This is a genomic window from Streptomyces sp. NBC_00887, from assembly GCF_045207585.1.
Map to the genome: position 1 here is coordinate 6,965,396 of NZ_CP108788.1, position 23,463 is coordinate 6,988,858.

20 protein-coding genes are annotated in these 23,463 nt (G+C 69.6%); 7 read left to right on the plus strand and 13 right to left on the minus strand.

The genetic code is table 11. The annotated features are described in order from the left end of the window. The first annotated feature begins 106 nt into the window (after positions 1-106). Entirely contained in the window at positions 107-1,297 is a 1,191-nt protein-coding gene (locus OG844_RS31815) for a serine/threonine-protein kinase (protein WP_406394927.1), read from the plus strand. 16 nt (positions 1,298-1,313) lie between these two features. Here OG844_RS31815 and OG844_RS31820 read toward each other — a convergent pair whose 3' ends face one another. The 8 genes from OG844_RS31820 to OG844_RS31855 all read right to left on the minus strand — a co-directional run bounded on the left by OG844_RS31820 (position 1,314) and on the right by OG844_RS31855 (position 8,594). Next, entirely contained in the window at positions 1,314-2,300 is a 987-nt protein-coding gene (locus OG844_RS31820) for a MarR family transcriptional regulator (protein WP_406394929.1), read from the minus strand. A gap of 364 nt (positions 2,301-2,664) precedes the next feature. Beyond that, positions 2,665-3,690, minus strand: coding sequence for an NlpC/P60 family protein (locus OG844_RS31825; RefSeq protein ID WP_406394931.1), 1,026 nt, complete (start codon positions 3,688-3,690; stop codon positions 2,665-2,667). A gap of 314 nt (positions 3,691-4,004) precedes the next feature. Further along, positions 4,005-4,394: a hypothetical protein gene (locus tag OG844_RS31830; RefSeq protein ID WP_406394932.1), complete on the minus strand. Its 390-nt coding sequence runs from the start codon at positions 4,392-4,394 to the stop codon at positions 4,005-4,007. A gap of 87 nt (positions 4,395-4,481) precedes the next feature. Next, the gene (locus OG844_RS31835) at positions 4,482-5,432 is read right to left on the minus strand and encodes a hypothetical protein (RefSeq protein WP_406394934.1); all 951 of its coding nucleotides are present in this window, start codon (positions 5,430-5,432) and stop codon (positions 4,482-4,484) included. Between the two features lie 161 nt (positions 5,433-5,593). Further along, positions 5,594-5,752, minus strand: coding sequence for a hypothetical protein (locus OG844_RS31840; protein ID WP_406394936.1), 159 nt, complete (start codon positions 5,750-5,752; stop codon positions 5,594-5,596). Between the two features lie 193 nt (positions 5,753-5,945). Further along, complete coding sequence (locus OG844_RS31845) at positions 5,946-7,133, minus strand: sensor histidine kinase (RefSeq protein WP_406394937.1); 1,188 nt, start codon at positions 7,131-7,133, stop codon at positions 5,946-5,948. Beyond that, on the minus strand, positions 7,126-7,821 hold the full coding sequence (locus tag OG844_RS31850) for a response regulator transcription factor (RefSeq protein ID WP_406394938.1): 696 nt from the start codon (positions 7,819-7,821) through the stop codon (positions 7,126-7,128). Before OG844_RS31850 ends, OG844_RS31845 begins: the two co-directional genes overlap by 8 nt. A gap of 68 nt (positions 7,822-7,889) precedes the next feature. Continuing rightward, the gene (locus OG844_RS31855; protein WP_406394940.1) at positions 7,890-8,594 is read right to left on the minus strand and encodes a VanZ family protein; all 705 of its coding nucleotides are present in this window, start codon (positions 8,592-8,594) and stop codon (positions 7,890-7,892) included. Between the two features lie 179 nt (positions 8,595-8,773). On the opposite strand from OG844_RS31855, the gene OG844_RS31860 reads away from it, so the two are divergent. Then, on the plus strand, positions 8,774-9,325 hold the full coding sequence (locus OG844_RS31860) for a hypothetical protein (protein WP_406394941.1): 552 nt from the start codon (positions 8,774-8,776) through the stop codon (positions 9,323-9,325). Between the two features lie 305 nt (positions 9,326-9,630). Here the strand turns inward: OG844_RS31860 and OG844_RS31865 are convergent, their stop codons facing one another. Beyond that, entirely contained in the window at positions 9,631-10,035 is a 405-nt protein-coding gene (locus tag OG844_RS31865; protein WP_406394942.1) for a DUF6415 family natural product biosynthesis protein, read from the minus strand. A 125-nt stretch (positions 10,036-10,160) separates the two neighbouring features. Between OG844_RS31865 and OG844_RS31870 the strand changes: the two genes are divergently transcribed. Next, entirely contained in the window at positions 10,161-11,510 is a 1,350-nt protein-coding gene (locus OG844_RS31870; RefSeq protein WP_406394943.1) for a hypothetical protein, read from the plus strand. Between the two features lie 148 nt (positions 11,511-11,658). Here OG844_RS31870 and OG844_RS31875 read toward each other — a convergent pair whose 3' ends face one another. The 4 genes from OG844_RS31875 to OG844_RS31890 form a co-directional block, all read right to left on the minus strand. Continuing rightward, entirely contained in the window at positions 11,659-14,796 is a 3,138-nt protein-coding gene (locus OG844_RS31875) for a DUF3427 domain-containing protein (RefSeq protein WP_406394945.1), read from the minus strand. A 137-nt stretch (positions 14,797-14,933) separates the two neighbouring features. Next, the gene (locus OG844_RS31880) at positions 14,934-15,203 is read right to left on the minus strand and encodes a hypothetical protein (RefSeq protein ID WP_406394946.1); all 270 of its coding nucleotides are present in this window, start codon (positions 15,201-15,203) and stop codon (positions 14,934-14,936) included. Between the two features lie 93 nt (positions 15,204-15,296). Then, a complete protein-coding gene (locus OG844_RS31885; protein WP_406394948.1) occupies positions 15,297-15,497 on the minus strand; it encodes a hypothetical protein in 201 nt (66 codons plus the stop codon). Positions 15,498-15,723: 226 nt separating this feature from the next. Next, positions 15,724-15,936 carry a DUF4287 domain-containing protein gene (locus tag OG844_RS31890; protein WP_406394949.1) on the minus strand — a complete coding sequence of 71 codons (213 nt, stop codon included), beginning with the start codon at positions 15,934-15,936 and terminating at the stop codon, positions 15,724-15,726. Positions 15,937-16,187: 251 nt separating this feature from the next. Between OG844_RS31890 and OG844_RS31895 the strand changes: the two genes are divergently transcribed. The 4 genes from OG844_RS31895 (at position 16,188) to OG844_RS31910 (ending at position 23,449) form a co-directional block, all read left to right on the plus strand. Then, positions 16,188-18,473, plus strand: a complete 2,286-nt coding sequence (locus OG844_RS31895; RefSeq protein WP_406394951.1) for a SpoIIE family protein phosphatase — start codon at positions 16,188-16,190, stop codon at positions 18,471-18,473. A 199-nt stretch (positions 18,474-18,672) separates the two neighbouring features. After that, complete coding sequence (locus tag OG844_RS31900) at positions 18,673-19,170, plus strand: hypothetical protein (protein ID WP_406394952.1); 498 nt, start codon at positions 18,673-18,675, stop codon at positions 19,168-19,170. Between the two features lie 5 nt (positions 19,171-19,175). Further along, positions 19,176-21,947 carry a caspase family protein gene (locus OG844_RS31905; RefSeq protein ID WP_406394954.1) on the plus strand — a complete coding sequence of 924 codons (2,772 nt, stop codon included), beginning with the start codon at positions 19,176-19,178 and terminating at the stop codon, positions 21,945-21,947. Beyond that, a complete protein-coding gene (locus OG844_RS31910) occupies positions 21,944-23,449 on the plus strand; it encodes an extracellular solute-binding protein (RefSeq protein WP_406394955.1) in 1,506 nt (501 codons plus the stop codon). The genes OG844_RS31905 and OG844_RS31910 overlap by 4 nt, the downstream gene beginning before the upstream one ends. The last annotated feature ends 14 nt before the right edge of the window (positions 23,450-23,463 follow it).

Genomic DNA, 23,463 nt, shown 5'->3' on the forward strand with positions numbered 1-23,463 from the left:
CGCGATTGAGATCATCCTGGTCAGGACGGCGACGCGGATCCGGCGGACCTGAGGGTGCCTGGGCGCCATACTGGGCCGCCGGAGCACAGAGGGAGACACACAGCGCATGGGGTACGGGGCGAACGATGCGGACCTGCCGCAGTACATCGGCGGGTATTCCGTGGAGCGGCAGTTGGGGGCCGGCGGGATGGGCACCGTGTATCTGGCGCGTTCGCGCGGCGGGCGTGCGGTGGCCGTGAAGGTGGCCCGCTCGGAACTCGCGGCCGACCCGCACTTCCGGGAGCGCTTCCGCGCCGAGGTCGCGGCCGCGCGCAGCGTGGGCGGCTTCCACACGGCCCAGGTGGTGGACGCCGACCCGGCGGCTGCGGCGCCCTGGCTTGCCACGGCGTACGTTCCCGGGCCCACGCTCGCCGCGCTGCTCGAGGCGGAGGGGCCGATGGGCGAGGTGCGGCTTCGGCAGCTGGGTGCCGCGCTCGCCGAGGCGCTGGTGGCGATCCACAGCTGCGGCCTGGTGCACCGCGATCTGAAGCCCGGGAACATCATCATGGCGGCGGACGGCCCGCGGGTCCTGGACTTCGGTATCGCGCGGGCGCTGGAGTCGACCCGCCTGACGGCCACCGGTATGGCCTTCGGGACGCCGGGGTTCCTGGCGCCCGAACAGGCGGAGGGGCTGGAAGTCGGCGGCGCCGCCGATGTGTTCGCTCTGGGTGCCGTGCTCGTCGCGGCGGCGGGCGGCAGCGCGTTCGGGGCGGGTACGCCGATGGGCCTGATGTACCGGTCCGTGCACGCGCCGCCGGATCTGACTGCGGTGCCGGAGGGCATGCGGCCGGTCCTGGCGTCGTGTCTGGCGAAGGATCCGACACAACGGCCCTCCCCAGGCAGGTTGTTGGACCTGCTGGCCCCGGCAGTCGCGGGCGGTTCCCCGACGGTGGTGGTACCCGCACCACCCTCCTATGCCCCGTTCGGCGCCGTCCCGCTGCACCAGGCCCCGACCGAACTCGCCTCCGTGGGCGCTGCGTCGGATGACTCCGACCTGGTCTTCGTCGCGGTTGCCCCGGAGAGTTCCCTTCTGATCGACGCCATGGGCGTCGCGTTCGACTCGGCGGCCGGGGAACTGCAGTTCACCTGGAGCGAGATCAGCACGGTCGAGTACGCGGCCGAGGGATCCAAGCACCTCAAGGTCACGGTCCGCCTCCACAGCGGCGCCACCCACGTGTGCCTGATCGCCGCTCGCAGGCGGGCGCGCCTCCAGGAGTGGCTGGAGGACCTGCCGCTGATCCTGGAGTGCTTCCTCTGAGGCCCGTTTCCGGCGGTTACGAGGGCATGCGGTGCTTGCCGCGCAGTACGTCGACGTAACTGCGGACATCGCGCTCGGTGGGCAGGCCCGCCGGGGACTCCTGCTCCGCCGGGGCGGGTGCGCGGCAGGGGCGGCAGAGACCGTCGGGCAGCGACTCGGCGGGTCCCGGGCGGCCGCATTCGGTGCACTCGACCAGCAGGCGGCGCGCCGGGGTGTCCGGTGCGGGTGCGGCGTCGGGCAGCCGGGCCGGGATCTTGTCGAGGAGCCGGCGGCGTACGAATCCGACGGGGGAGCCGACCTGGGCAGGAAGCCCGGAGACGAGTGCCTGGGTGAGGTAGTCGGCGCTCACGCCGCGTACGAGCCAGGCTGCGGCCAGGTCTTCCAGGGCGGCGCAGTCGGAGGCGGAGAGCGCGAGCCGGGGTTCGGTGCGGCCCAGCCGGGCCAGGGCGAGGTACGCGGGGGAGGGGCCGTCGACCGGCGCCGGGTCCGGAGTCCGTTGCTGCGGTACGGCGACGGTGACGGCGACCGCGGGCTCGGCCGCTTCGACCGGTTCCGTGGTGAGCGGGGGAGTGGTCGCAGTCGTCCCGGCTGCCCGGACGCTCTCGGCGTCGAGGTGGGCGGCCCACCATTCGTTGTCGCGGGCGGTGCGCGACCAGAAGGTGAGGGTGACCCAGCGGCTCTGTCCGAGGGCCTCGACCCGGCACCGTACGTGGCGCAGATGCCCGGCAACCCCGAGGGCGCGCAGGGCGGTGCCGATGGCCATCTGCCCGTACAGGGGAAGGTCCTTGGCCAGCGATTTGATGTCCATGGCCGCACCGTCGGGCAGGAGGTCGACGTATCCGGCGATGTACCGCTCGCGCTCCGGCAGCATCGCGAAATCGGCGGCCCCGGGCGGGCGTTGGCCGGGTGCGGAGCGCTTGCCGTAGCCGCGGTGGGCTTTCCGGTACGGGCGGGAGGGGCGTGCGGGTGCGTGCAGGGCGGAGTTAGGCTGCTCGGTAGCCACGAGATCGCTCTTTTCGATCTTGGGGTGAGACCCCGGCCTGGTGCTGCTAACACCGCGTCGGGGTCGTTCAGTTGTGGGAACCGTAAGCAGGCGCGACACTCCGCCGCAAGTCGGTCACGATTAGTCATACTTGCTGGCCGTGACGGGTCGGGGAGGGTGGGGAGGTTCTTCCCTACCCTTCTTTTACCTACCGGGTGAAGGACACGGCTCGAATCCCGGACCTCGGATCCCGACCCCCGGATCCCGAAGCTCGAGCGCCGGGCCGGGGCCCCTCTCCGTACCCTCGAACGAGCGAACGGACCCTTCCGAAGCTCGGGTCCCGGGACCCGGGACCCGGGACCCGAGATTCGGGCCGGTACGGGGATCAGATGCGCACTGCGGCCTGGTAGCTGCCGATGGTGCTCATCGATTCGTAGCGGACGTAGGCGCCCGGGTACGGGGCGTGCAGCACGGTATTGTTGCCCGCGTAGAGGCCCACGTGCGAGGTGTTGCTGAAGAACACCAGGTCGCCCGGCTTCAGCTGGCTGCGCGCGATGCGGGTGCCCCTGTTGATCTGGGTGAACGTGGTGCGGGTGATCTCGACACCGGCCTGGGCGTAGGCCCACTGGGTCAGACCCGAGCAGTCGAACGAGTTGGGGCCCGTGGCCGTGCGGACGTACGGCATGCCCACACGCGTGTCGGCGGCCTGGAGGGCGGCGGCGCCGAGGGCGGACGCGGGGACCTCGTTGCCGAGTTCGACCCGGTCACCGGCGGCGCGACTGGCGCGCTGCTCGCCCTCGGCCATCGTGGCGCGCTCGGCGGCGGTCAGGGTGTTCAGCAGGCGCTGGGCCTCGCCGAGCTTGCTCTGGAACTTCTGCTTGTTCTTGCCGAGCGCCTCGCGCACGTCGGCGAGGGTGCCGAGCTTCTCCTGGGCCTCCTTGCGCTGCTGCGCGAGGGTCCGCTGCTTGGCCTTGATCTTCTGGAGCGACTCGGCCTGCTTGGCCGTCAACTGGTCCAGCGCGGAGGCCTGGTCGAGGAAGCTGTCCGGGTCCGAGGCGAGGAAGAGCTGCACCGAGGGGTCGATTCCACCGGACCGGTACTGCGCGGTGGCGATCGCACCGAGTTCGCGCCGGAGGGTGTTGAGGTCGGCCTGCTCGCGGGCGACCTTGTCCTGGATCGCGTCGACCTGCTTCTTGAGCTTGTCCTGCTGCTCCTTGGCCCCGTTGTACTTCTCGGTGGCGGCCTCGGCCTCGTGGTAGAGCTTGTCGACCTTCGCCTTGACCTCGTTCTTGGTCGGCTTGGGGTCGGCGTGGGCCGCCTGGGAGGTCAGTGCGACGGCAGCGGCGGCGGTCGCGGTGAGCACGGTCACGCGGGTGCGGCTCGGCGTTTTGGGACGACGGTGGGACGCCACGAAGGCGACTCCTTCCTCCTCGAGCCGCCTGCCGGGCTGTGGGGACGGTGAATCCCGGCTCCGTGCACGTCACGGACTCGACGGTGTCTTCGCTGCCACCCCGGATGGGTGATCAATCGTGCGAAGATCCGCAGCCGACCCTAGTGAACATCTTGTGCCCAGTTCAATCAGAACCGAAGGAATATCGACACACCAGGCACATCCTTTACCCACATCACACGGTGTGTAACGCGGGATTGACGGTCCGTTCTGAAGCGCGTGAGGTACCCGTTGCCACGCTGATCGGTGGTCGACAGTGGCTCAGGCGCGCAGTGTCAGTTCTGGTTCACGGGCCGGACCGTTGCCGGATCGCAGTGGTCCGGGCAGGCCAGAAAGTAGACCTCGTTGCCGAGGAACAGCAGGTAGGTGCCCACATCGACGCCGTCCGGCTGCACCGGTTGGCCCGGGAGGACGGCGAACTCCATGCTCTCGGGCATCTGGCAGACGTGGACCGGATCAGCGCCGCACGCACACCTGAAGTGCGCGGGACCCTGCGCCCAGGACGGCGTACCGCCCACCTTGAACCCCTGGGCCCCGCACCCGTACGGGTCGGCCGTGTCCACGAAGGCCCGCAGGTTCAACGGCACGGCGCACACGGACGGTTCGGCATCCGCGGCCGGCAGCACCGCGTTCCGCTGGAGCAGCACACGCCAGAACGGCCCCACCTCCCACAGGGGCCACGATCCGCGAGGAGGGGCACCCTTGATCGGGTGCCCCTCCTCGCGGTCCTCCGCTGCTGGTGATCGGGTGGTTCAGTTCTGCCGGGCGGAGCGGCGGCGCAGGACGATGAACCCGGCTCCGGCCGCACCGAGGGTGCTCGCGCCGCCTGCGATCAGGACGGTGGTTTCGCCGGTGTCCTCCTGCGCGATTTCGGCACCTGCTGCGACGCCGCCACGGGGCACGACCGCGGTCTGGGCGGAGACGGCGGGGGCGGGCTTCCCGGCGGAGGCCGTGGCGTGCGGCGTGGGCTTGGTGGCAGGGGTGGGCTGGGCGGCGGGCTCGGTGTCGCAGCCCTCGGGGGTCTTGGGGAAGGAGACTCCCTCCCAGGGGATCTGGCCGCCGGTGACGCGCATCTGGAAGTTGGGGGTCTTGGGGTCGTCGCTGTCCTTGATGCGGGCGCCGCCGGCGAGGCCGGTCCGGTTGGTGCGGGTGAGCGTGGCCAGGGTCTGGGAGGTCTTGGCGTCGATGACCTTGGCGACCGGCCCGGAGGGGCTGTTGGACAGGTTCAGGCTGACGCCTTCGAAGGGGGTGCCCATGTGCCAGGTGACGGTGCACCCCTTGCGGCTCTCCGTGCCGCCGGCATCGAAGCCGTGGCCGGTGGCGGGGTTGTTCCAGGAGTGGACCTGGCCGCTCTGGTCCAGGGTGACCCACATGCCGTGGACCTGCTGGCCGTCCTGGGTCTTCTTGCTGGGCCCGCCCACACGGAGGGAGGCGATGGGCATGCCGCTGTCGGTGTGGAGGTCCAGGTAGTACCAGCCCTCGCCCTTCTTCCACAGATCGCCCTTGAGACCGTCGGCCAGCACGGGGTGGCCGACCAGTTCCCCGTCCGTCGCCGGCGCCGTGGTCCCCGCGGAGGTGCCGGCCTTCGGGGCGTCGGCGGCGAATGCGGCCGCACCCGGAGCGAGGAGGGCACCCGTCAGAGCGGCGGTGGCAACCGCGGCACGCAGGATGGAACGGCGGCGGGAGTGGGCGTAGGTCGACATGAACGACTCCATGACAAGGGGGCCCAGCGGGCCCAGAGCGAAAGAGGAGAGGCTGCATGCCGCCTCCTCTGCCAGATGCATCTGTTGAGGCTGGGCGGGGCTGCAAGACGAAACATACGGACAGGGTGTGCGGGAGCCGTACGCTCCATGTCACCGCACCGTCACAGCACTTCCTTCCCCCGGAAGGGGCATCCGGGGCGGGCGTCGGAGCCGTCGCTGCCGGGGCTGAAGACGAGGTCTCCGGGCCTGGGTCCGTCGACGCTGACGTGGGTGCGGAGCAGGAGCAGGCTGAAGGCATGACTGCGCCCGTCGCCGTGCACCAGCCAGCGCCGATGGTGGCCGCCGAGTGTTCGTTAGGACCAGCGGCCGGACCCAGATCCTCGGCATCGCCTACAGCGACCGAGACCTGGTCGAGTTCCTCCGGAGGGCCGGAACCGACGAAGTCCACCCGTCGCTCGACGACCCTGACACAGTGCGTCGGCACGGCGGCCGACCCCACGAGTGGCTTACCGCCTAATAGGGGCTGATCCGATGGCTGTCCTGAGGCAAGGGGCCTTGCGTACCGGGAAGCCGGACCGTGACGAGGAGACCGCCCGCGGGGCGGGGGACGAGTTCGAGGGTCCCGTCGTGCGCGCGGACGATGCTCTGCACGATGGCCAGACCGACGCCGACGCCGGCGTGCTCGTCGGTGCGTACGCGTTCCGTTCCGCGCTGGAAGGGTTCGGTGAGGGTCGGTACCAGTTCCGGCGGGATCCGACGGCCCGTGTTCTCGACCCGCAGCACGCTCATGTCGCCGTGCGTCTCGGTGTGGACCGTCTCGGTGTGGACCGTCACGGTGTGGACCGTCACGGTGCCGCCGGAGGGGATGTTGTCGGACGGGACGTTGTGGATGACGGCGTTCTGGACGAGGTTCGTCACCATCCGCAGAAGCAGCTCCGCGGAGCCGCTGGTCGGGGCCGCCCCGCCGGTGACGTCGAGCGTGATCCGGCGCCGTTCGGCGAGGGGGAGCAGTGTCTCGGCGGCTTCCTCGGCGATGAGGGAGAGGTCGACGCTCTCGCGGGTGAAGTTCCCGCGGTCGCCGCGGCCGAGCAGCAGGAGGGCCTCGGTGAGGTCGATCGCGCGCGTATTGACAGCGTGCAGGCGTTCGATGAGTTCGCCCCGGTCCCGCGTGGGGTCCTTACGGGCGACATCGAGGAGCGTCCGCGAGATCGCCAGCGGGGTGCGCAGTTCGTGGGAGGCGTTCGCGGCGAACCTCTGCTGCTCGGCGACGTGCGACTCGAGTTGTTCGAGCATCGAGTCGAACACGTCGGAGAGTTCACGGAACTCGTCCTGGCGGCCCTCCAGGCGGATCCGGTGGGACAGCGACCCGTTTCCGGCCATCCGTGCCGCATCCGTGATCCGGGTGAGAGGCGCGAGCATCCGGCCGGCGAGGATCCAGCCCCCCAGGAGGCCGAGCACCAGCAGGAACGCCAGGACCGCGGCCGCCCTCGGAGCGAAGACGCGCAGGAGGTTGGAGCGGACGGGAAAGACACCCCCGGTGGTGGTGCCGGTGGAACCAGGCACGATGAGCGCCTGCTCAGGGACGTAACGCAGGAGGAACACCCACACCGCGGCGAGCAGCAGGGCTCCGGCGATCATGAGGAACGCGGCGTAGCTGAGGGTGAGCTTGAGGCGCACACTCGGACCGGGCGCCCTATCCACGGTCTCCTCCCGCGTGGCCCGCCGCCGGCTGGATGTCGATGCGGTAGCCGACGCCGGGCACCGTGGCGATGACCCATGGTTCACCGAGCCGTTTGCGCAGTGCGGAGACGGTGATGCGCACGGCGTTGGTGAGGGGGTCGGCGTTCTCGTCCCAGGCCCGTTCCAACAGCTCCTCGGCGCTGACGACCCCGCCCTCGGCGGCGACAAGGACTTCCAGCACGGCGAACTGTTTGCGGGTGAGCGCGACGTAACGGCCGTCGCGGAAGACCTCCCGGCGGAACGGATCGAGCCGCAGGCCCGCGATCTCACGGACCGGTGGCCGGGCGTACGCGCGCCTGCGGTCGAGCGCCCGCAGCCGCATCACCAGCTCCCGCAGCTCGAACGGTTTGGTCAGGTAGTCGTCGGCACCGAGCGCGAACCCGGAGGCCTTGTCGTCGATCCGGTCGGCAGCGGTGAGCATGAGGATCGGGATGCCGCTGCCGGACGCGACGATGCGCCGGGCGACCTCGTCGCCGGAGGGGCCGGGGATGTCGCGGTCGAGGACCGCGAGGTCGTAGGAGTTGACCCTGAGCAGTTCCAGGGCGGTATCGCCGTCGCCGGCGATGTCGGCGGCGATCGCCTCCAGCCGCAGGCCGTCACGGACGGCTTCGGCCAGGTAGGGCTCGTCCTCCACGATCAGTACGCGCATGTCCGAAGCCTAAGCAGCAGACCGTACCGCCGACGCATGCGAAGTCGCGCGCCCACCGGCCACACGACTCAGCCCGCCGGTACCGGCTCGGGGCGCGGCCGGTCCGACGGCGCCTGCGCCCTGGTACGCCACCAGCGGCGCGACGCCAGCGCGGCCAGTACGGCACCGGCGGCATTGACCAGTACGTCGTCCACGGAGGACACCCGGTCCAGGTCCAGGACGTACTGCGCGGTCTCGACCAGGGCCGAGCAGCCCGCCCCGAGGGCCAGGACCCGCGGCAGGGAAGCCAGTGCCGCGAACCGCATCGGGGCGAAGAACCCCAGCGACGCGAAGACCAGCAGGTTGCCGACGATCCCCAGCGGCCCCATCGTGACCAGGTCCCGCAGCGGAACCAGGCTCACCCGGGCGGGGACGATACCGGCCCCGCCGCCCGGCATCATGGTCAGCCAGAGGAACGGCACCGTCCCGTGGACCATGCCCACCTCGGCCACCGACTTCCGCCACGCCGACGGGACGCCGACGGGACGCCGAAGGCGCGCCAGAACCCACACCACCAGCACGGACAACGGCAGCGCGACCAGCGTCATGAGCACCACACCGTTGAACGTGTCCCAGCAGCCGTGCCACCGCCCGGCCATGCACCTCGGAGCGGTCATCAGCAGCGGCCTGCGAATGACGAACAGGGCGCTCGCCACGCCGAGGAACGCCAGGACGAGGAACACGATCCTGCGCGTGCGGCGGGGCGGTACTGACAGAGGTGCGTTGTGGACCATGGCAGCCATTGAAGGCGCAGGCCTGTTGTCACGGCGTATGCGATTTTCGATATGCCCGCGATACACGGACCCTCCGGCACCGAGGAAGTGGCGGCAGCCGAAGCGCAGACCACCCCACCCGCGCCCACCCGACGCCCACCGGCGTACCGGTGACGGGGCAACCCATAAGATCCCCGCCTATGGACATCGCGGGTGGGGACCCTTCACAGCAGGACACGGACCGCGGCACGGTCGCGGAGTTCGTCTACCGGCCCACGGCCGCGGACTTCGAGGAAGCGCTCCGCGCACGCGCCCGCCGGACACCGGCGGGCCGGGCCCAAGCACTGCTGGCCCCGCTGGTGGCGGCTGCGACCGTGGTCGTCTTCGCCGCGATCCGCGATGCCTCGCTGCCCGTGTGGATCATCTCGATGGTGCTCTCCGTGGGAATCGCGTACTGGGGCACCGTACGAGGGCTCCGCACCATGGCACGCCGGATGTTCAGCATCGTGGAGCCGTACGGGGAGTGCCGCATGGTGGCCGACGACCGCGGTGCGGTCAGCACCGGCGAGCGCGTGTCCTTCACCGCCGAATGGACGGTGTTCAGGCAGTACCTCGAGACCCCCGACCTCTTCGTTCTGGTGGGCGGCGACCGAGCGGCAGGAATCGCGGTGACGCCCAAGCGGGGGGCGCAGGACCCCACGGACGTGGACCGGCTCAGGGCGATCCTGGACCGGAACCTGAAGCGGCTCTAGAAGCCGCGCATTGCCGGATCGCCGCCGCGGTGACGCACGTTGTGGGCGACGAGGCCGCCCTAGCGGGCGTAATCCTTCCGGTGGACGGAGAACGACTGGGCAACGTGCGCAGGAGGACTGCGCGGGAATTGGTCGGTGCGTATCACCACGGCCTGGCCCCGTGCCGATCGCGTCCGTAGACCGGGTACGGGGTCGACAGACCGGTGTCGTCCGTTTCCGGAGCATGAATTCGACGGGCAGCGGCGCCGATTCGCAGGAAGTGTCGCAACGCTGCGCCGGGCTCCCGGACGGGCAGTGGGGCCTTCTTACGATTCTGGTGAGTCATTGGGCTCCTCCGCAGGATGGCTCTCTCGATAGAGAGCGACGAAGCGTTTGGTCAGGCGGGCGAGGTCACGTACGTATTCGAAGGCCGTGAACTGAGGTGTCTCGGCATCGGGGCGGGCGTTCAACTCCAACAGGCGGTGTGCAGTCTGGAGCATCTGCTGTCCCTCTGGTGCCCTGGCAAACCCGGGGTCCTCGGTGAGGAACAGGTTCAGCGCACCGCGCAACCGGCCAGCCATACGGTCGATGTCCTCCCGAGCGGGCATGCACAGCGTGATGGCCAGTGCCTCGTCCACGGAGTCGCTGATCCCCTCCAGGTCGAGCGGTGAGGCATCGGACCCGACGACGGGGTCACGACCGGGCCCATGGCTCTCTGTCACGGCGGTCATCACGTGCTCCTCTCTTGGCCGCTTTTGATTGCGGTGTGTGAAGAGCTAACTGCGGGACGTGTGTGTCCGGGTACCGTGAGTAGGAGGCCTGACCGTGAAAGCCGTGAATTCTCCGGGAGCTGGCAATGGCCAAGGAACCCCAGAGCGACCGCAATACGGGACTCGAAAGCCTGCTTGAGCAGGCGCAATGGTCACGTACGCAGCTCGCTAACGCTGTGAATCGTATGGGTGCTCAACTCGGCATGACTCTCAAATACGACCACTCGGCTGTGTCCCATTGGCTGAGCGGGACACAGCCGAGGGAACAGGTCAGACGGATCATCCTGGAAGTTCTCGAGCGCAGGATCGGCCGTCCGTTGACGCATGCCGAGGCCGGCCTGCTGCAGCCGAGGAACAGCGAGACCCCTAACGAAGGGGACACCGTCGAGTCGCTCCTGGACCTGGGAAGAACCGACATGGACCCCTCGCGACGCGGTGTCCTCGCCGCAGGAGTGTATTCGGCAGCCCTTGCTGTACCCCTCTTTGTCGGTGAGGCGCACGCGGAGGAGCGGGAACGCGCCACAAAACCCACCGGCCGCATCGGAACGGCCGAAGTGGCGACCGTGCGGACCATGACTGATCGCATTGCGGACATCCTCGACGAGCTCGGTGGTGGGCACGCACGGCCCATGGCTGCGGCCTTCCTCGTCAACACCGTCGCGCCGTATCTCCGCGCCCAAGCCACTGAGCCAGTCAAGCGGGACATGCTGTCCGCAGCGTCGGACCTGACGTACCTGACCGGTTGGATGGCGATGTACGAGCGGCAACACGGCCTGGGACAGCGCTATTACGTCAAGGCGCTGCAGTTGGCAACGGAAGCCGGTGACCATGTGACGTACTGCCGGACGCTCCGAGGCATGAGCCTGCAGGCGACGAGCCTGCGTCATGGTCGGACGGCTTTGAGGCTGGCGGACTCCGCGGCTGAAGCTGCGCCGAAGGCGGGCCCGAGGTTGGTTGCGTTCCTTCGCGGCCAACAAGCACACGCGGCAGCGATGGTGGGTGACCGGAAGCAGGCGTTCGCACGGCTTGGGGAGGCGGAGGCTGCCCTCTCCAAGGCGGACTCCCGACGGGAGTCCATCGGGGGGTATGACCAGACGGCGTACCAGTTCCACGTCGGCCACGTCCTCTACGAGACAAAGGATCTCCCAGGATCCATTGCGGCCCTGAAGACCTCGATCCGTTCCCAGCCGAAGCAAGAGCGCCAAGGCCGCCTCCACGCCCATGCAGTGCTGGCGCAACGACAGCATGAGTTGGGATACATCGAAGAGGCGTGCTCTACCTGGAGCACCTTCCTCGACGACTACGTGGGGTTGGCGACCGCCCGAGGTGACGATCACTTCGACACCATGCGGAAGCGACTCGCTCCGTACCAGAAGGTCCGAGCGGTGCGAGACCTCGGTGAGCGCGCCCGGCAGGTAGCTGCGTTGAAAGGGTAATTGGGAGAGCGGGGCGACTGCTTTGAGCCACTCATAGCGAACAAAATGCCTGGAACAGCATCGCTCTCAATGGGTGAATCGTGCAGAAGAGATGTAGCGGCAGTTGATCACGGTGAAGCGTTCGAGACGTTCCGAAACAGGTGCCTTGTCAGCCTGCGGCGATGGCTGAGTAGGTCAAGACATCGGCCGGAATCTGATGGCGGAGCTTCCAGACGATACCCATCGGCTTGGTGCCCTTATGGCTGACGTACTGAGCTGGGCCCAGCAGCATCCATGGCTGCGGCCCGCCGATGTCAGTCCTCTTGTAGCGTCGGACGAACAGCAGCACCGTGGTGCCCTTCTCGGAGTGCGTCTGGTAGCGGATGCCTGTGGCGGACGTCTCTGAGGTCGCGTTCTGGGATTCCCAATGGAACAAGGAGTCGTTGAGCGCGTAGTCCTTGTATCGAGTCTCCGGGGAGAAGTCCCGCTCGTCCTTCTCCAGTGTGATGAAGAGCGCGTCGGTCTCGATAGCTGCGCACCACCGCACGCCTTCCTGGAAGTGTCCAGGCATGAAGCCTCCGACGGTCGACAGTCCGAGTGCCGGAAGGATCTCGGAGCGACTGTACGAGGCGTGGACCGACAGAGGCAGGCTGGCATGGGGGCCAAGGAGAGGAACGGGGACGTGGTCCGCCTTGTCAAGGACATGGGTGAGCACGTGGCGGAGTTCCTGTCGGAAGTCTCGCTGGTCGCGGAGGGTGTCGAAACCGTCCTGGTAGCCGGCAAATCCTCCGCCCAGTGGCCACAGGGAGAAGAAGAACATGCGGGCGTAAGCCTGGTCTTGTTCGGACAGCTGGTCGTAGGCGGGGGAGCCATCGGCCAGAAGATTGCTGTACGCGGCTACGCGAAGGGGGTCGTCGACGTGAAGGAACGCCGAGACGCGTTTGAGGAGCGCATCCTCACCGTCAGGGCCGGTTACATTGAGGAGCTTGGCGCGCCGGAGCAGTCCCGTCCAGGAGTTCCCGTTGCCGCGGTAGAGCTCCTTGAGCTCCCGGCCGCTCTCCTTGAGGTAGTCAGCGAGATGAGCTTCGCCGTATGAAGCTACCTCGCGGGCTAGCTGTGTGACGTTGACGCCGATTTGGTTGCGGATGTTGTCGATGATCAAATCCTTGGCCTTGCTCTCAAGGATGATCTGGCAGCCAGAAGGCAACTGGGGAAAACCTTGCTCGATGCTCGTCAGCAGGCGATTCCGCGTCTGATTGGTGAGAGCGCGAAACTGCTCTTCGAAGCGGAACTCCTTGCGGTGCTGTCCGATGAAGTCGAGAACCGTGAGCACGGCCTTGCTCTCGGTCCGGCGGAGTCCGCGCCCCAACTGCTGGAGGAAGACGGTGGCGCTGGACGTGGGACGCAGGAGGAACAGGGTGTCGACATCGGGGATGTCCAGACCCTCGTTGAATAGATCTACCGAGAAGATCACCTGCAGTGTGCCTGCTCGGAGCTCTTCGAGGGCGCCCCTTCGCTCGTGGCGGGGTGTCTCGCCGGAGAGGGCCAGGGCACTGAGGCCGGCACGACGGAAGAAGTCAGCCATGAAGTGGGCATGAGCGACTGAGACGCAGAAGCCCAGAGCGCGCATGGATCCGGGGTCTGTGACCTTGTCCTTCACTGCCTGAACCACGAGCCTGGCCCGCGCGTCGTTGCCGGTGAACAGGTTACTGAGAGCCGCTGAGTCGTATGCTCCGCGCTTCCACGCGACGGCACTCATGTCAGTGTTGTCCGTGATGCCGAAGTAATGGAACGGACTGAGGAGTTCGTTTTCCAGAGCCTCCCAGAGCCTCATTTCCGCAGCGATACGGCCGTCGAAGAACTCGTCCTGGACGTTCAGGCCGTCCATGCGCTCAGGAGTGGCTGTGAGGCCGAGGAGTTCCTGTGGTGCGAAGTGATCGAGGATCCTTCGATACGTAGGCGATGTGCCGTGATGAAATTCGTCGATCACGATCACATCGAAGTGATGGGGAGTAAAACGTTCCAGCGAACGTGTGTTGAGCGACTGGACGCTAGCAAATACATGCTTCCAATCGTCGGGGATCTCCCCGGAGAAGAAGAGTTCGCCGAAGTTGGCGTCGACGAGGACGTTCTGGTAGACGCGAAGGGACTGTTCGAGGATCTCCTTGCGGTGAGCGACGAAGAGTAGGCGCGGATCGCGGCCGAGGGTCTGACGGATGCGCTTGAAGTCCAGCGCGGCCAACACCGTCTTGCCGGTACCCGTTGCGGCGACGAGCAGGTTGCGGTGTCGGTCGTGCACGGTGCGCTCTACTTCGAGGCGTTCGAGCATGTCCCGCTGATGCGGATACGGGCGGACCTCCAGGCCGGAGAGGGTGATGTTCTTGTGGGCAAGCTGGTTTGAGCCGCCCGCGTGTGACAACGCCTCGTCGAGCCGTTGGGCATCACTGTCGGGGTCGTACAGCTCGAAGGCTTCCTCGCTCCAGTACGCGTCGAAGGTGGCCTCGAACTTGCGCAGGACGGACGGTGTCGCAACCGACGACAGCCGTACGTTCCATTCCAGCCCATCGAGGAGCGCGGCCTTGGACAGGTTCGAACTGCCCACGTACGCCGTGTCGAAGCCGCTACCTCGTCTGAAGAGCCATGCCTTGGCGTGCAGCCGGGTGGAGCGGAGTTCATAGTTGACCTTCACCTCCGCGCCGAAGTCACGGACGAGTCGGTCCAAGGCGCGACGTTCGGTGGCACCGATGTACGTCGTTGTCAGCACGCGGATGGGTACGCCACGAGCGTGAGCGGAGGCGAGCGCCTGCTCGAGAACGCGGAGCCCATGCCACTTCACGAACGCGCAAAGGAGATCAACACGATCGGCGGTGGCCAGCTCGGCTCGGAGCTCGAAGCCGAGACTCGGATCCTCAGGTGAGTTGGTGATCAGAGCCGTATCGGAGAGCGGAGTCGCGGGGCGTATGGCGTACACGCCGGGAGCTTCCTGCTCGGCGACGGCGAGGAGCTGCCGTGGGCCTTCAGTGACGAGATCGACCCACTGAGTCGCGCCCTCGATGGTGTTGAGGGACTCCAAGATGTGGTTGGCGGCGAGTACCTGCTCCGCAGGCGACAGCCCTTGAAGCACCTTCCGCACAGTGTCGCCGACGTGGCGCGAAAGCACATGAGGCGCAGATTCCGAGCCGACGGGCGCATCGATGGAGTGCCGGCCCGTCGCACCGAACTGCTTGATTCGCTCTGCGAGTCGACGCGTGATGAGCGTCTCGTACAGCCCGACAACTGGCGCCGCATCTGAAAAGTTGCTGGGCATTGCCGAGTCCTCTCATCTCGTCACGCACTACGCGTGCAGTTGTATCAAGAGGTGCTGACATGATTCGCCGTTGCCCGCGCAGCCGAGCGCCCCCGCTCTGGCCGGAAGCGCTCCGTACGGGGGCTGCGGTGGGGGTGTCAGGCGCGTACTGCGGTGATCAGTACGCCGTTCCCGGCCTGGATCCTGAGTGTGGTGCCGTCCCAGGTGACGGGCAGCGGGGACGGTGTGGTGTCCACCGGGGAGCCGGCGTCGACCGGGGCGGATTCTGCGGAGTGGCCCCATTGCAGGGTGAGCGAGGCGTTGTCGCCGACCGTGCCGGGCATGCCGGTGGCTGCCCAGACGTTCTCCGTACTCACGTTGTCGATGCGGACCACGAGCTCGCTTCCGGTGAGCTCGAAGGAGCCCATCAGGTCGTCCCCGTCGAGGATCCAGTTGCGGCCCGTGATCTCGATCCGTCTGTACTCGTCGTTGACCTGCCCCTGCGGGGTGAAGGCGAGGTTTCATGCGCCGGCTACGAAGGCCTGGACGGCGGCCCCGGTGACCGTCGGCCTGGCGGGATTGCCGGCCGCTCCCGGCGCCTCGTCGCCGTCCTTCTTCCCACCGCAGGCTGCCAGTGCGACGGAGAGCAGGCCGAGGCCGCCGTACCTGAGCATGTCCCGCCTTCGGACGGACTTCCCCAGCTGTCCGAGTCCGTTCAGCACCGGCCCTGCCTTCCCCTCGTACGGCCGACCGGGCCTGCCATCCGACCCACCTGTCCGCTCTGTCGTTGTTCGGGAGCCAGAGTGTGGCGCAGGTGTCGCCCGGATGTCGGTGAATTGCGCGTATGTGGAGTTACTCGTCCTTCGGGGTGAGGAAAGTGGTAGTGGGGCGCTTGGCGTCCCATCTGCCCGGACTGCCGAGCAGTCGTCCCGGCAGGCCGGGCGTCCCCTACTCGGCCTTGTCCTCGGCGAGCGTGTGCGCGACCAGGGCGTTGGCGTGGCCGTGGCCCAGGCCGTGCTCCGTTTTGAGCCAGGAGACGAGCTCCATGTGCTTGGCCAGGGGTGAGGTGCGGATGAGGTCCTTCCACTCCGCGATCGGGCGGCCGTGCTTCTTCTCGATCGACGGGAAGTAGCTCGCGGGACCCTTTACCGGTTCGGTCATGTCGTTGCGTCCTCTTCGTTTTCGTATGCCGTCGGGTGAGGTTGCGTTCTGTTGCGTCTATGACTGCGGCCGCGCCCGAAAGTGATCGGTGGCCCGGGTCAACCTTTCCGATTCCGATGGGTGGGCCCGTACCGCGTCCGGCCCAGGCTCCGGTCGCGGGCGTCGGGCAGGGGGCAGATCCTGGGGGCGTCGGTGTCGGTGTACGGAGGCCCGCTCCCGGGTCCCGTGAAGGGGGCGAAGGAGCTGGGTTGATGGCTGACACGCCCCTGATGGTCGTGGACAGCGCCGGAGTGGTCACCGGGTGGAGCAGCCGCGCCGAGCAGCGTTTCGGCCTCACGGCCGCCACCGCGGTGGGACAGCACGTCATGGCGGTTCTCGGCGGCGGGGTGCTGCGGGAGGCGGGCGCCGGACGGGGACCCTCCCTGCGGCTGCAGCCGCTGCCGGGGCCGCAGGGCGGCTGGGGCATCTGGCCCGACACGGGTGGCGGGGGGCCCGGCAAGGACGAAGTGGGACCGGCCGTACTGGAAGCACTCTTCACGCAGTCGAAGGTGCGCGTCCTCGCGCTCGACCCGCAGCTCCACGTCATGCGCGTCAGTGGTCCGTCCGAGGACGAGGCCGTCGTCGCGCGGCTTCGCGGGCGGTCGTTCGCCGAGGTGTGCGGCTTCGTGGACGCGGAGGGTGTGGAGGCCTTCGTACGTGAGGCGCTGCACGGCGACGGCGACGGCGCGGAGCGTTCGTTCCGGGCCCGGCCGGCCGACGGATCGGCGGGCCTGCGCATCCTGTCCCTGTCGGCGTTCCGGCTGCAGGACCGTCAGGGGGAGGCACTGGGGGTCGGGGTGGCCGTGGTCGACGCCACCGATCGGGAGCGGTCGAAGGCCCGGGAGGCGGCGCTGTCCTCGGTCCGTCACCGCGTGGGGCGGACGCTCGATGTCGAGGCCACCTGCCACGAACTCGTCGACGCACTCGTACCCGACTACGCGGACATCGCCGTGGTCGAGGTCGTCGACGGGGTGCTGCGCGGCGAAGACCCCTTTCCGTTCCCGCTGGCCCCCGGGATTCCGCTGCGCCGTGCCGCCGCCAGCGGCAACAGCACCGATCCGGCCCACCCGGTGGGAGACGTGCGGGCCGTCGCGCCGGGTACGCCCTACGCGCGGGTGCTGTCCGATCTCCAGCCGCGCCTGGTCCCCCTGAAGGACGCCCCGTGGGCCGACGCCGACCTCGCGCGTGCCCGCTCGATCCGTTCGGTCGGCGCCCACACCCTCCTGGTGGCACCGCTGACCTTGCGCGGAGCGATCCTGGGCATGGTGAGCCTCTACCGGTGCAACGACTCCGAACCGTTCCGCGACGAAGACCTCCCGGTCGTCTCGACACTTGCCTCGCGGAGCGCCCTCAGCATCGACAACGCCCGCCGCTACGTGCACGAGCACACCATCGCCAGCACCCTCCAGCGCAGGCTCCTTCCCCGGCACCCGGCAACACGGACCGGTGTCGAGACGGCCCATCTGCTGATGCCCGGTGGAGGAAGCGGCTGCTGGTTCGACACGATCGCCCTGTCCGGTGCCCGCACGGGAATGGTCATCGGGGAGGTGGCCGAGGGCGGCATCCACGCGGCCACCACCATGGGCCAGCTGCGCACCGTCGTCAACGCGCTCGCCGCACTCGATCTGGAGCCGGACGAGCTGCTCGCGCGCCTGTACGACACCTCGCGCCGACTGGCGCAGGAGCGCGCGGAGCTGCCGCTCGTCGACCCGCTGCACAGGAGCCCGCTCGCGGCGACCTGTGTGTACGCCACGTACGACCCGTTCAGCCGTACGTGCACGGTCGCGTCGGCCGGGCATCCGGCCCCGCTCGTGATCGGCCCGGACGGCTCCGCGTCGGTGGTCGGGCTGCCCGAGGGACCGTCGCTCGGTTCCCCCGAGCAGGCACCGTTCGCGACCTCCTCGTTCACGCTGAGCGAGGGCAGCATGCTGGCGTTCTACAGCCGGGCGATGCAGAGCCATGCCGAGTCCTCGACCGGCGCCCTGCGCCGCGTGCTCGCTCACCCCGAGCGCCTCCTGCAGGAGCTGTGCGACGCGGCCGCGTACGCGCTGCCCGACACGCTCGACCTCCAGGGAGCCACCCTGCTCCTGGCGCGGACCCAGGGCATGCCCGCGGACCGTTTCGCCGCGTGGGAGCTTCCGCACGACAAGTCGGCCCCCGCGGCGGCCCGCCGTCTGACGACGCGGAAGCTCGCCGACTGGAACCTCGACGAGGACGCGCGCTACGCGGCCGAGCTCATCGTCAGCGAACTCGTGACCAACGCGGTGCGCTACGGCAGTCCGCCGCTGGAACTGCGTCTCATCCTCGACCGTGGACTGACGTGCGAGATCCGCGACACGAGCCCCGTGGCTCCGCACCTGCGCCATGCCCGGACGGTCGACGAGGGCGGGCGGGGCCTCTTCATCATCTCCCAGCTCGCCAGCCACTGGGGTGCCCGGTACGCGCCCGAGGGCAAGACCGTCTGGGCCGAGCAGGCACTGCCGCCCGAGTCCGCCTGAGCCTGTCCGAGCCCGCCCGGCGCGGCGCCGGACGCGGTTGTCCCGGGTGGGGGGTTCCGCTGCCGCACGGCTCGTGAGTGGAGTGGGTACAAAGGGGTGCCCTGTGTCAACCCGCGTGAAATACTCGTGTGTTCAGTGAATCGCTTCAGGATCGCTGCATCGCGGGGCGGCGGCAACGGTGCCGATGGGGGCAGAGCGCATGACAGACGGGGCGCAAGCAGGCGGGCAGGAGCCCGGACGGAGCGGGGAAACGGTCGAGTTACGGATCAGCGTCAGCGGTACCCACACCCGCAGGGACGACCTCGAAGCGCTCCACACCTGGCTGAAGAGCGCGCCCGCGCTCGAAGAGGCGCGGGAGCGGCACGAGCTCGGCGTGGGGCGGAAGGACTCGCTCACCCAGACCGAGGGCATGAGCGGGGAGCTGATCCAGGACATCATCCTTGTCGTCTCCGTCGAGGTGGCCCGCTCCGTCTCGGAGAACGCGTGGCGGTCCGTGGAGACCTGGCTGCGCAACCGGCGCAGGTTCGCCGACCCCGAGGAGACGCCGCGCGTCACCCTCGACGGGCCGGACTCGGGGCCCGGCTCGGGCCTCGGCCGTGACACCGCCCGTGACACCGATCGTGACGGCCCGCCGGAAGCGGGGCCCGAGTCCGGCGGGCGGAACGGAGCGCGCGGCGACGAGCCCGGAGAGGTCTAGCCGCCGTGCCGCCGTACAACGCGCGCGGCGAGGAGAACAGAGCCGAGCGGCACCGCGCCGTGCTCGTCGGGGTGGAGACCTACACCGGTAACCGGAACGACCTGCCGGCTGTGCGGCACAGCCTTCGCCTCATGGCCGAGGCACTGACCGCCGAAGGCACCGGGGTGCTGGATCCGGCGGATCTCGTCATCGTTCCGGAAGCCGGGGAGCCGGACGGGTCCGGGGCCGTCCATCCGCTCCAGGTGCGTGCGGCGCTCGGCGCTGCCCGCGACGAGGTGACCGGCCTGCTGATCGTCTACTTCGCGGGGCACGGCATCGTGCGCCCCGACGGCAGCGACCTCAACCTGATGTTCACCGACTCGCGCGTCACCCGGGACCGGCACCACCCCTTCGTGGACACCCTGTCCTGGCGGGACGACGTCATGCCCGAGTTGCGCAACGCCCGCGCCGAGTGGGTGGTCGTCATCCTCGACTGCTGCTTCGCGGGCAACGCGCTCTCCTCGTTCACCCCTGCCGTCGGCCAGAACTTCGCCCTGCTCACCGCGGCGGAGCCGGGCGTGGAGATCCCGCCCGGCGACCCCGCCACCGGTACGGAGTTCACCGCGGCTCTGCACCGCCTGCTGACCGGGTCCACCGCCGGGCCCGAGCCGGCGACGTTCACCCGCGTCGTCACGGGGATACGCGAGGCGATGGCACCGCTCAAAGCCGTCGACGGGCACCCGTGGATTCCGGAGGAGCGGCGGCACGGCGACGATGTGGTGCTCGCCCTCACGGGAGACGCACCGCCGCCGCCTTCCCCGCCGCCCCCGCCACGGCCTTCGCCCCCGGTCGCTCCGCCGGAGCCCCGGCGGCGGCGACTGCCCTCAGCCGCTGTCGTGGGCCGCCGGCTCCTGGTGCGGGCCCGCCGCACGACCCGCACAACCACCCTCGTTCTCACGGGCGTTGCCGTACTCGCCGGAGGGGGCGCCTGGCTCCTCACGGGCCTTCCACCGGGCGGATCCACCTCCTGTGCGCCGCCCCTGGAGCTGCGCGTCCTCGCCGACCCCGACATCCGTTCCACCGTCCAGCGGGCCGCCGACGCCTACCCGAAGCGGCAGCGGGAAGGGGGCGCCGACTGCCGGGCCACCAACATCACCGTGTACGACGCCAAGGCCACGGACGCCGTGGCGGCCTTCCGGTCCTCCTCGCTCTGGCAGGAGCCGCCCGCCGCCTGCCCCGCGTCGGGCGACTGCCTGCGGCCCCAACGGGACCTCGGCGCCCAGCCGGACATCTGGATTCCGGCCGCCGGGAGTGCGTGGCAGCGGGCGACGGACACGGGGGAGAGCGGCGCCGCCGGAGGCACCGCTGCAGCCTCCGCCTCGGCGAGGGCAGCCGGTTCCGACGAGGGCGCCGGGAACAGCGTCGTGACGCTGGAGCCGCTCGGCCCCCTCGCGTTCACCCCGATGGTCCTCGCCGTGCCGTACACCATGCCGCTGGCGAAGGCCGTACAGACCGGTACCCCGCTCGGCTCGATCATCTCCGCGCTGCGGGGGGCGCAGAAGGAGCCGGTCGCCGTACTGCGGCCCGACCCGGAGGGCACGGAGGGGGCCCTGCTGTCGACCGGGGCCCTGTACGCGTCCGAGGGCTCCGGGCCCGCGTCGGTGCTCGAGCAGGGCATGGCCCAGGCGCTGCGGCCGATGCCCTCCACCGCCAGGGAGCTGATGTGCGCCCTGGCCGACGGGTCCCGCAACGCCCTGGAGGACAGGGCCGCCGTCCTCGTACCGGAGCAGACCATGGCGCAGTTCAACCTGCGCCCCACGGACCCCGGCCACCCGTCCTGCGCGACGGACACCCTGGACGGCCGCACCGCCCAGTACCCGTCCGACGTACCGGTCCTGGACCTGCCGTTCATCCGGGTCACCTGGGACGACGCGGGCCGGGACGCCGACGCGCGCAGGACTGCGGTGACGGACTTCCACACGTGGCTGGCCGAGGACCCCGACGCGCAGAAGCTGTTCACCGACGAGGGTTTCCGCGGTCTGGGCAAGGACGGCAGCCCCGCCCCGCCCGCCGATGCCTCGCCGCTCACGGCGGACGCCAACGAGGAAGCCGTACGGGAGCAGCTCCCGCCGGCCGGCACGAGCACGGTCACGGCCGCCTCGCTGAGCGACACCCTGCGCCGCTACAGGGAGGCCCTCGGGCCGGGACGGGTCCTTTACCTCCTGGACAACTCGACCTCGATGGCGGACAAGCGGGTCTGGGACGGAACAGGACGGGCCAAGGAACTGGTGACGCGTTCGATGGGGTCGCTGGGTGCCAAGGACACGTACGGCGTGTGGTCACTGGCCGTGCGGGAGGGGAAGCGGGCCACGGACGTGGTGCCGTTCGGGCCGAACGCCCGGGACGCCGGGCAGCGCGACAGCGCGCGGCGGGCCGTCGCCGCGGCCGGGACCGCCGATCGCCACGCCCGGATCGCGGACGGGCTGCGCGACGCCCTCGCCACCCTGCGCGGAGGGTCCACCGACGACGAACAGCCGCGGCTCCTCGTCCTGGTCACCGACGACGAGGACTCCGCCGCCATCGGGAAGAAGGAGCGGGACCGGCTGCTCGCGGACGCCCGGCAGGGGCCTCCCGTGAGGATCGTGGCGGTCTCGCTGCAGAGCGGCGGCTGCTCGGCCGGCAGGTTCGGCGAGCGGCTCACCGAGGCGACCGGCGGGCGCTGCCTGGACCCGGCCGACGACATTCCGACCGAGTTGGCGGCGGAAGTCGCCAAGACCGGAACAGGAGACGCCAGGTGACGAACCGTCAGTATCGGCGGCCCGCCGCCCGCGCCGTCGCCGCGGTCGCCTGTCTGCTCTCCCTCGCGTGCGCCGCCTGTACGGGAGGCTCCGACGACACACCCCCGCCCGACGGGAAGGGCGAGGCGCGAGGGCCCATCGTCGTCGCCAGCGGGCTCGACGTCACCGGATCCGGGGGCGTACGGCAGCAGCTCATAGAGGAGTGGAACCGCAGGCCCGAGAACAAGTCCCAGCAGGCCAAACTCGTCGAACTGCCCGGCGGCGCCGACCAGCAGCGCAGTCAACTCCTCGGCGCGCTCCAGTCCGGCAGTGCCCGCTACGACGTGGTGAACCTCGACATCACCTGGATCCCCGAATTCGCCGAGGCCGGACTCATCAGCCCGATGCCCGGCACCGGCACCGGCACAGGCACCGGCACAGGCAGCGGCAGTGGTGACGACGACGGTGCCGACGCCGTCGATCTCGACTTCATCAAGCGGGTCCACGCGACGACGGTCTGGAAGAGCCGCTCCTACGCCCGGCCGTTCAACACGGACGTCGGCCTCCTCTACTACCGCCCCGACCTGCTGACGGCCGCCGGAATCCAGACCGGCCGGCAGCCCACCGCCGCCTGGAGATGGGACGATCTCTACGCCTCCGTGGGAACCCTCGCGCTCAGCCCGGACCGCACGGACGACCGCGCCGGCTGGACCACCCAGCTGAAGCAGTACGAGGGGCTGACCGCCAACGCCATCGAGGCCTTCGCCAGTGCGGGCGTCGAACTCGCCGACAGCGAAGGCCGCTACACGTCGAGCCCCGAGAAGCTGAAGAAGGGGCTCGACGAACTGCTCGACCGCGCCCGACTCGGCCGGATCCAGCCCGCCGCCCTCTCCTCGGACGAGACGGCGGCACTCACCGACTTCGCCGCAGGACGCGCCGTGTTCATGCGCCACTGGCCCTACGTGTACGGGGCGCTGAAGGCACTGCTGCCACCCGAGGCGTACTCGGTGAACCGGCTGCCGGGCTTCGCCGTGCTCGGCGGGCAGAACCTCGCCGTCACCGCGGACTCGCCCCGCGCCGAGAACGCCCGCGAACTCGTCACGTTCCTGACCTCGAGGGAGAGCGAGCGCTGTCTGCTCGACGCGGGCTTCGCCGCGACCCGGGCCTCCGCGTACTCCAACGACTCCCGATGGCCCTGCTGGCCCCGGGTGGCCGCCGCGCTGCGGACCGCCGGGGACTCGCCGGAGGCGGCGGGTACCGCGGCCACGCCGACCGGGACGCCGGCTCCGTCGGGAGAGGGTGCCCGGAAGGACCAGGGGGCGTCGGCGCGCGACGCGTACAGACGGACCCTGAGCGCGGCACTGAACGAGGCGGTGCAGCGCCCGCGCACCCCGTACTACGGGGCGTTCACCCACGTACTGCAGTCCCATGTGCACGCACTGCTGGCCGCCAGGTCGCCGGACAGCGACGCGGCGGCCACCGAGCTGGACGCCGACCTGCGGGACGCCTTCGCGGGCAAGTGAACGGGCGGGGGCGC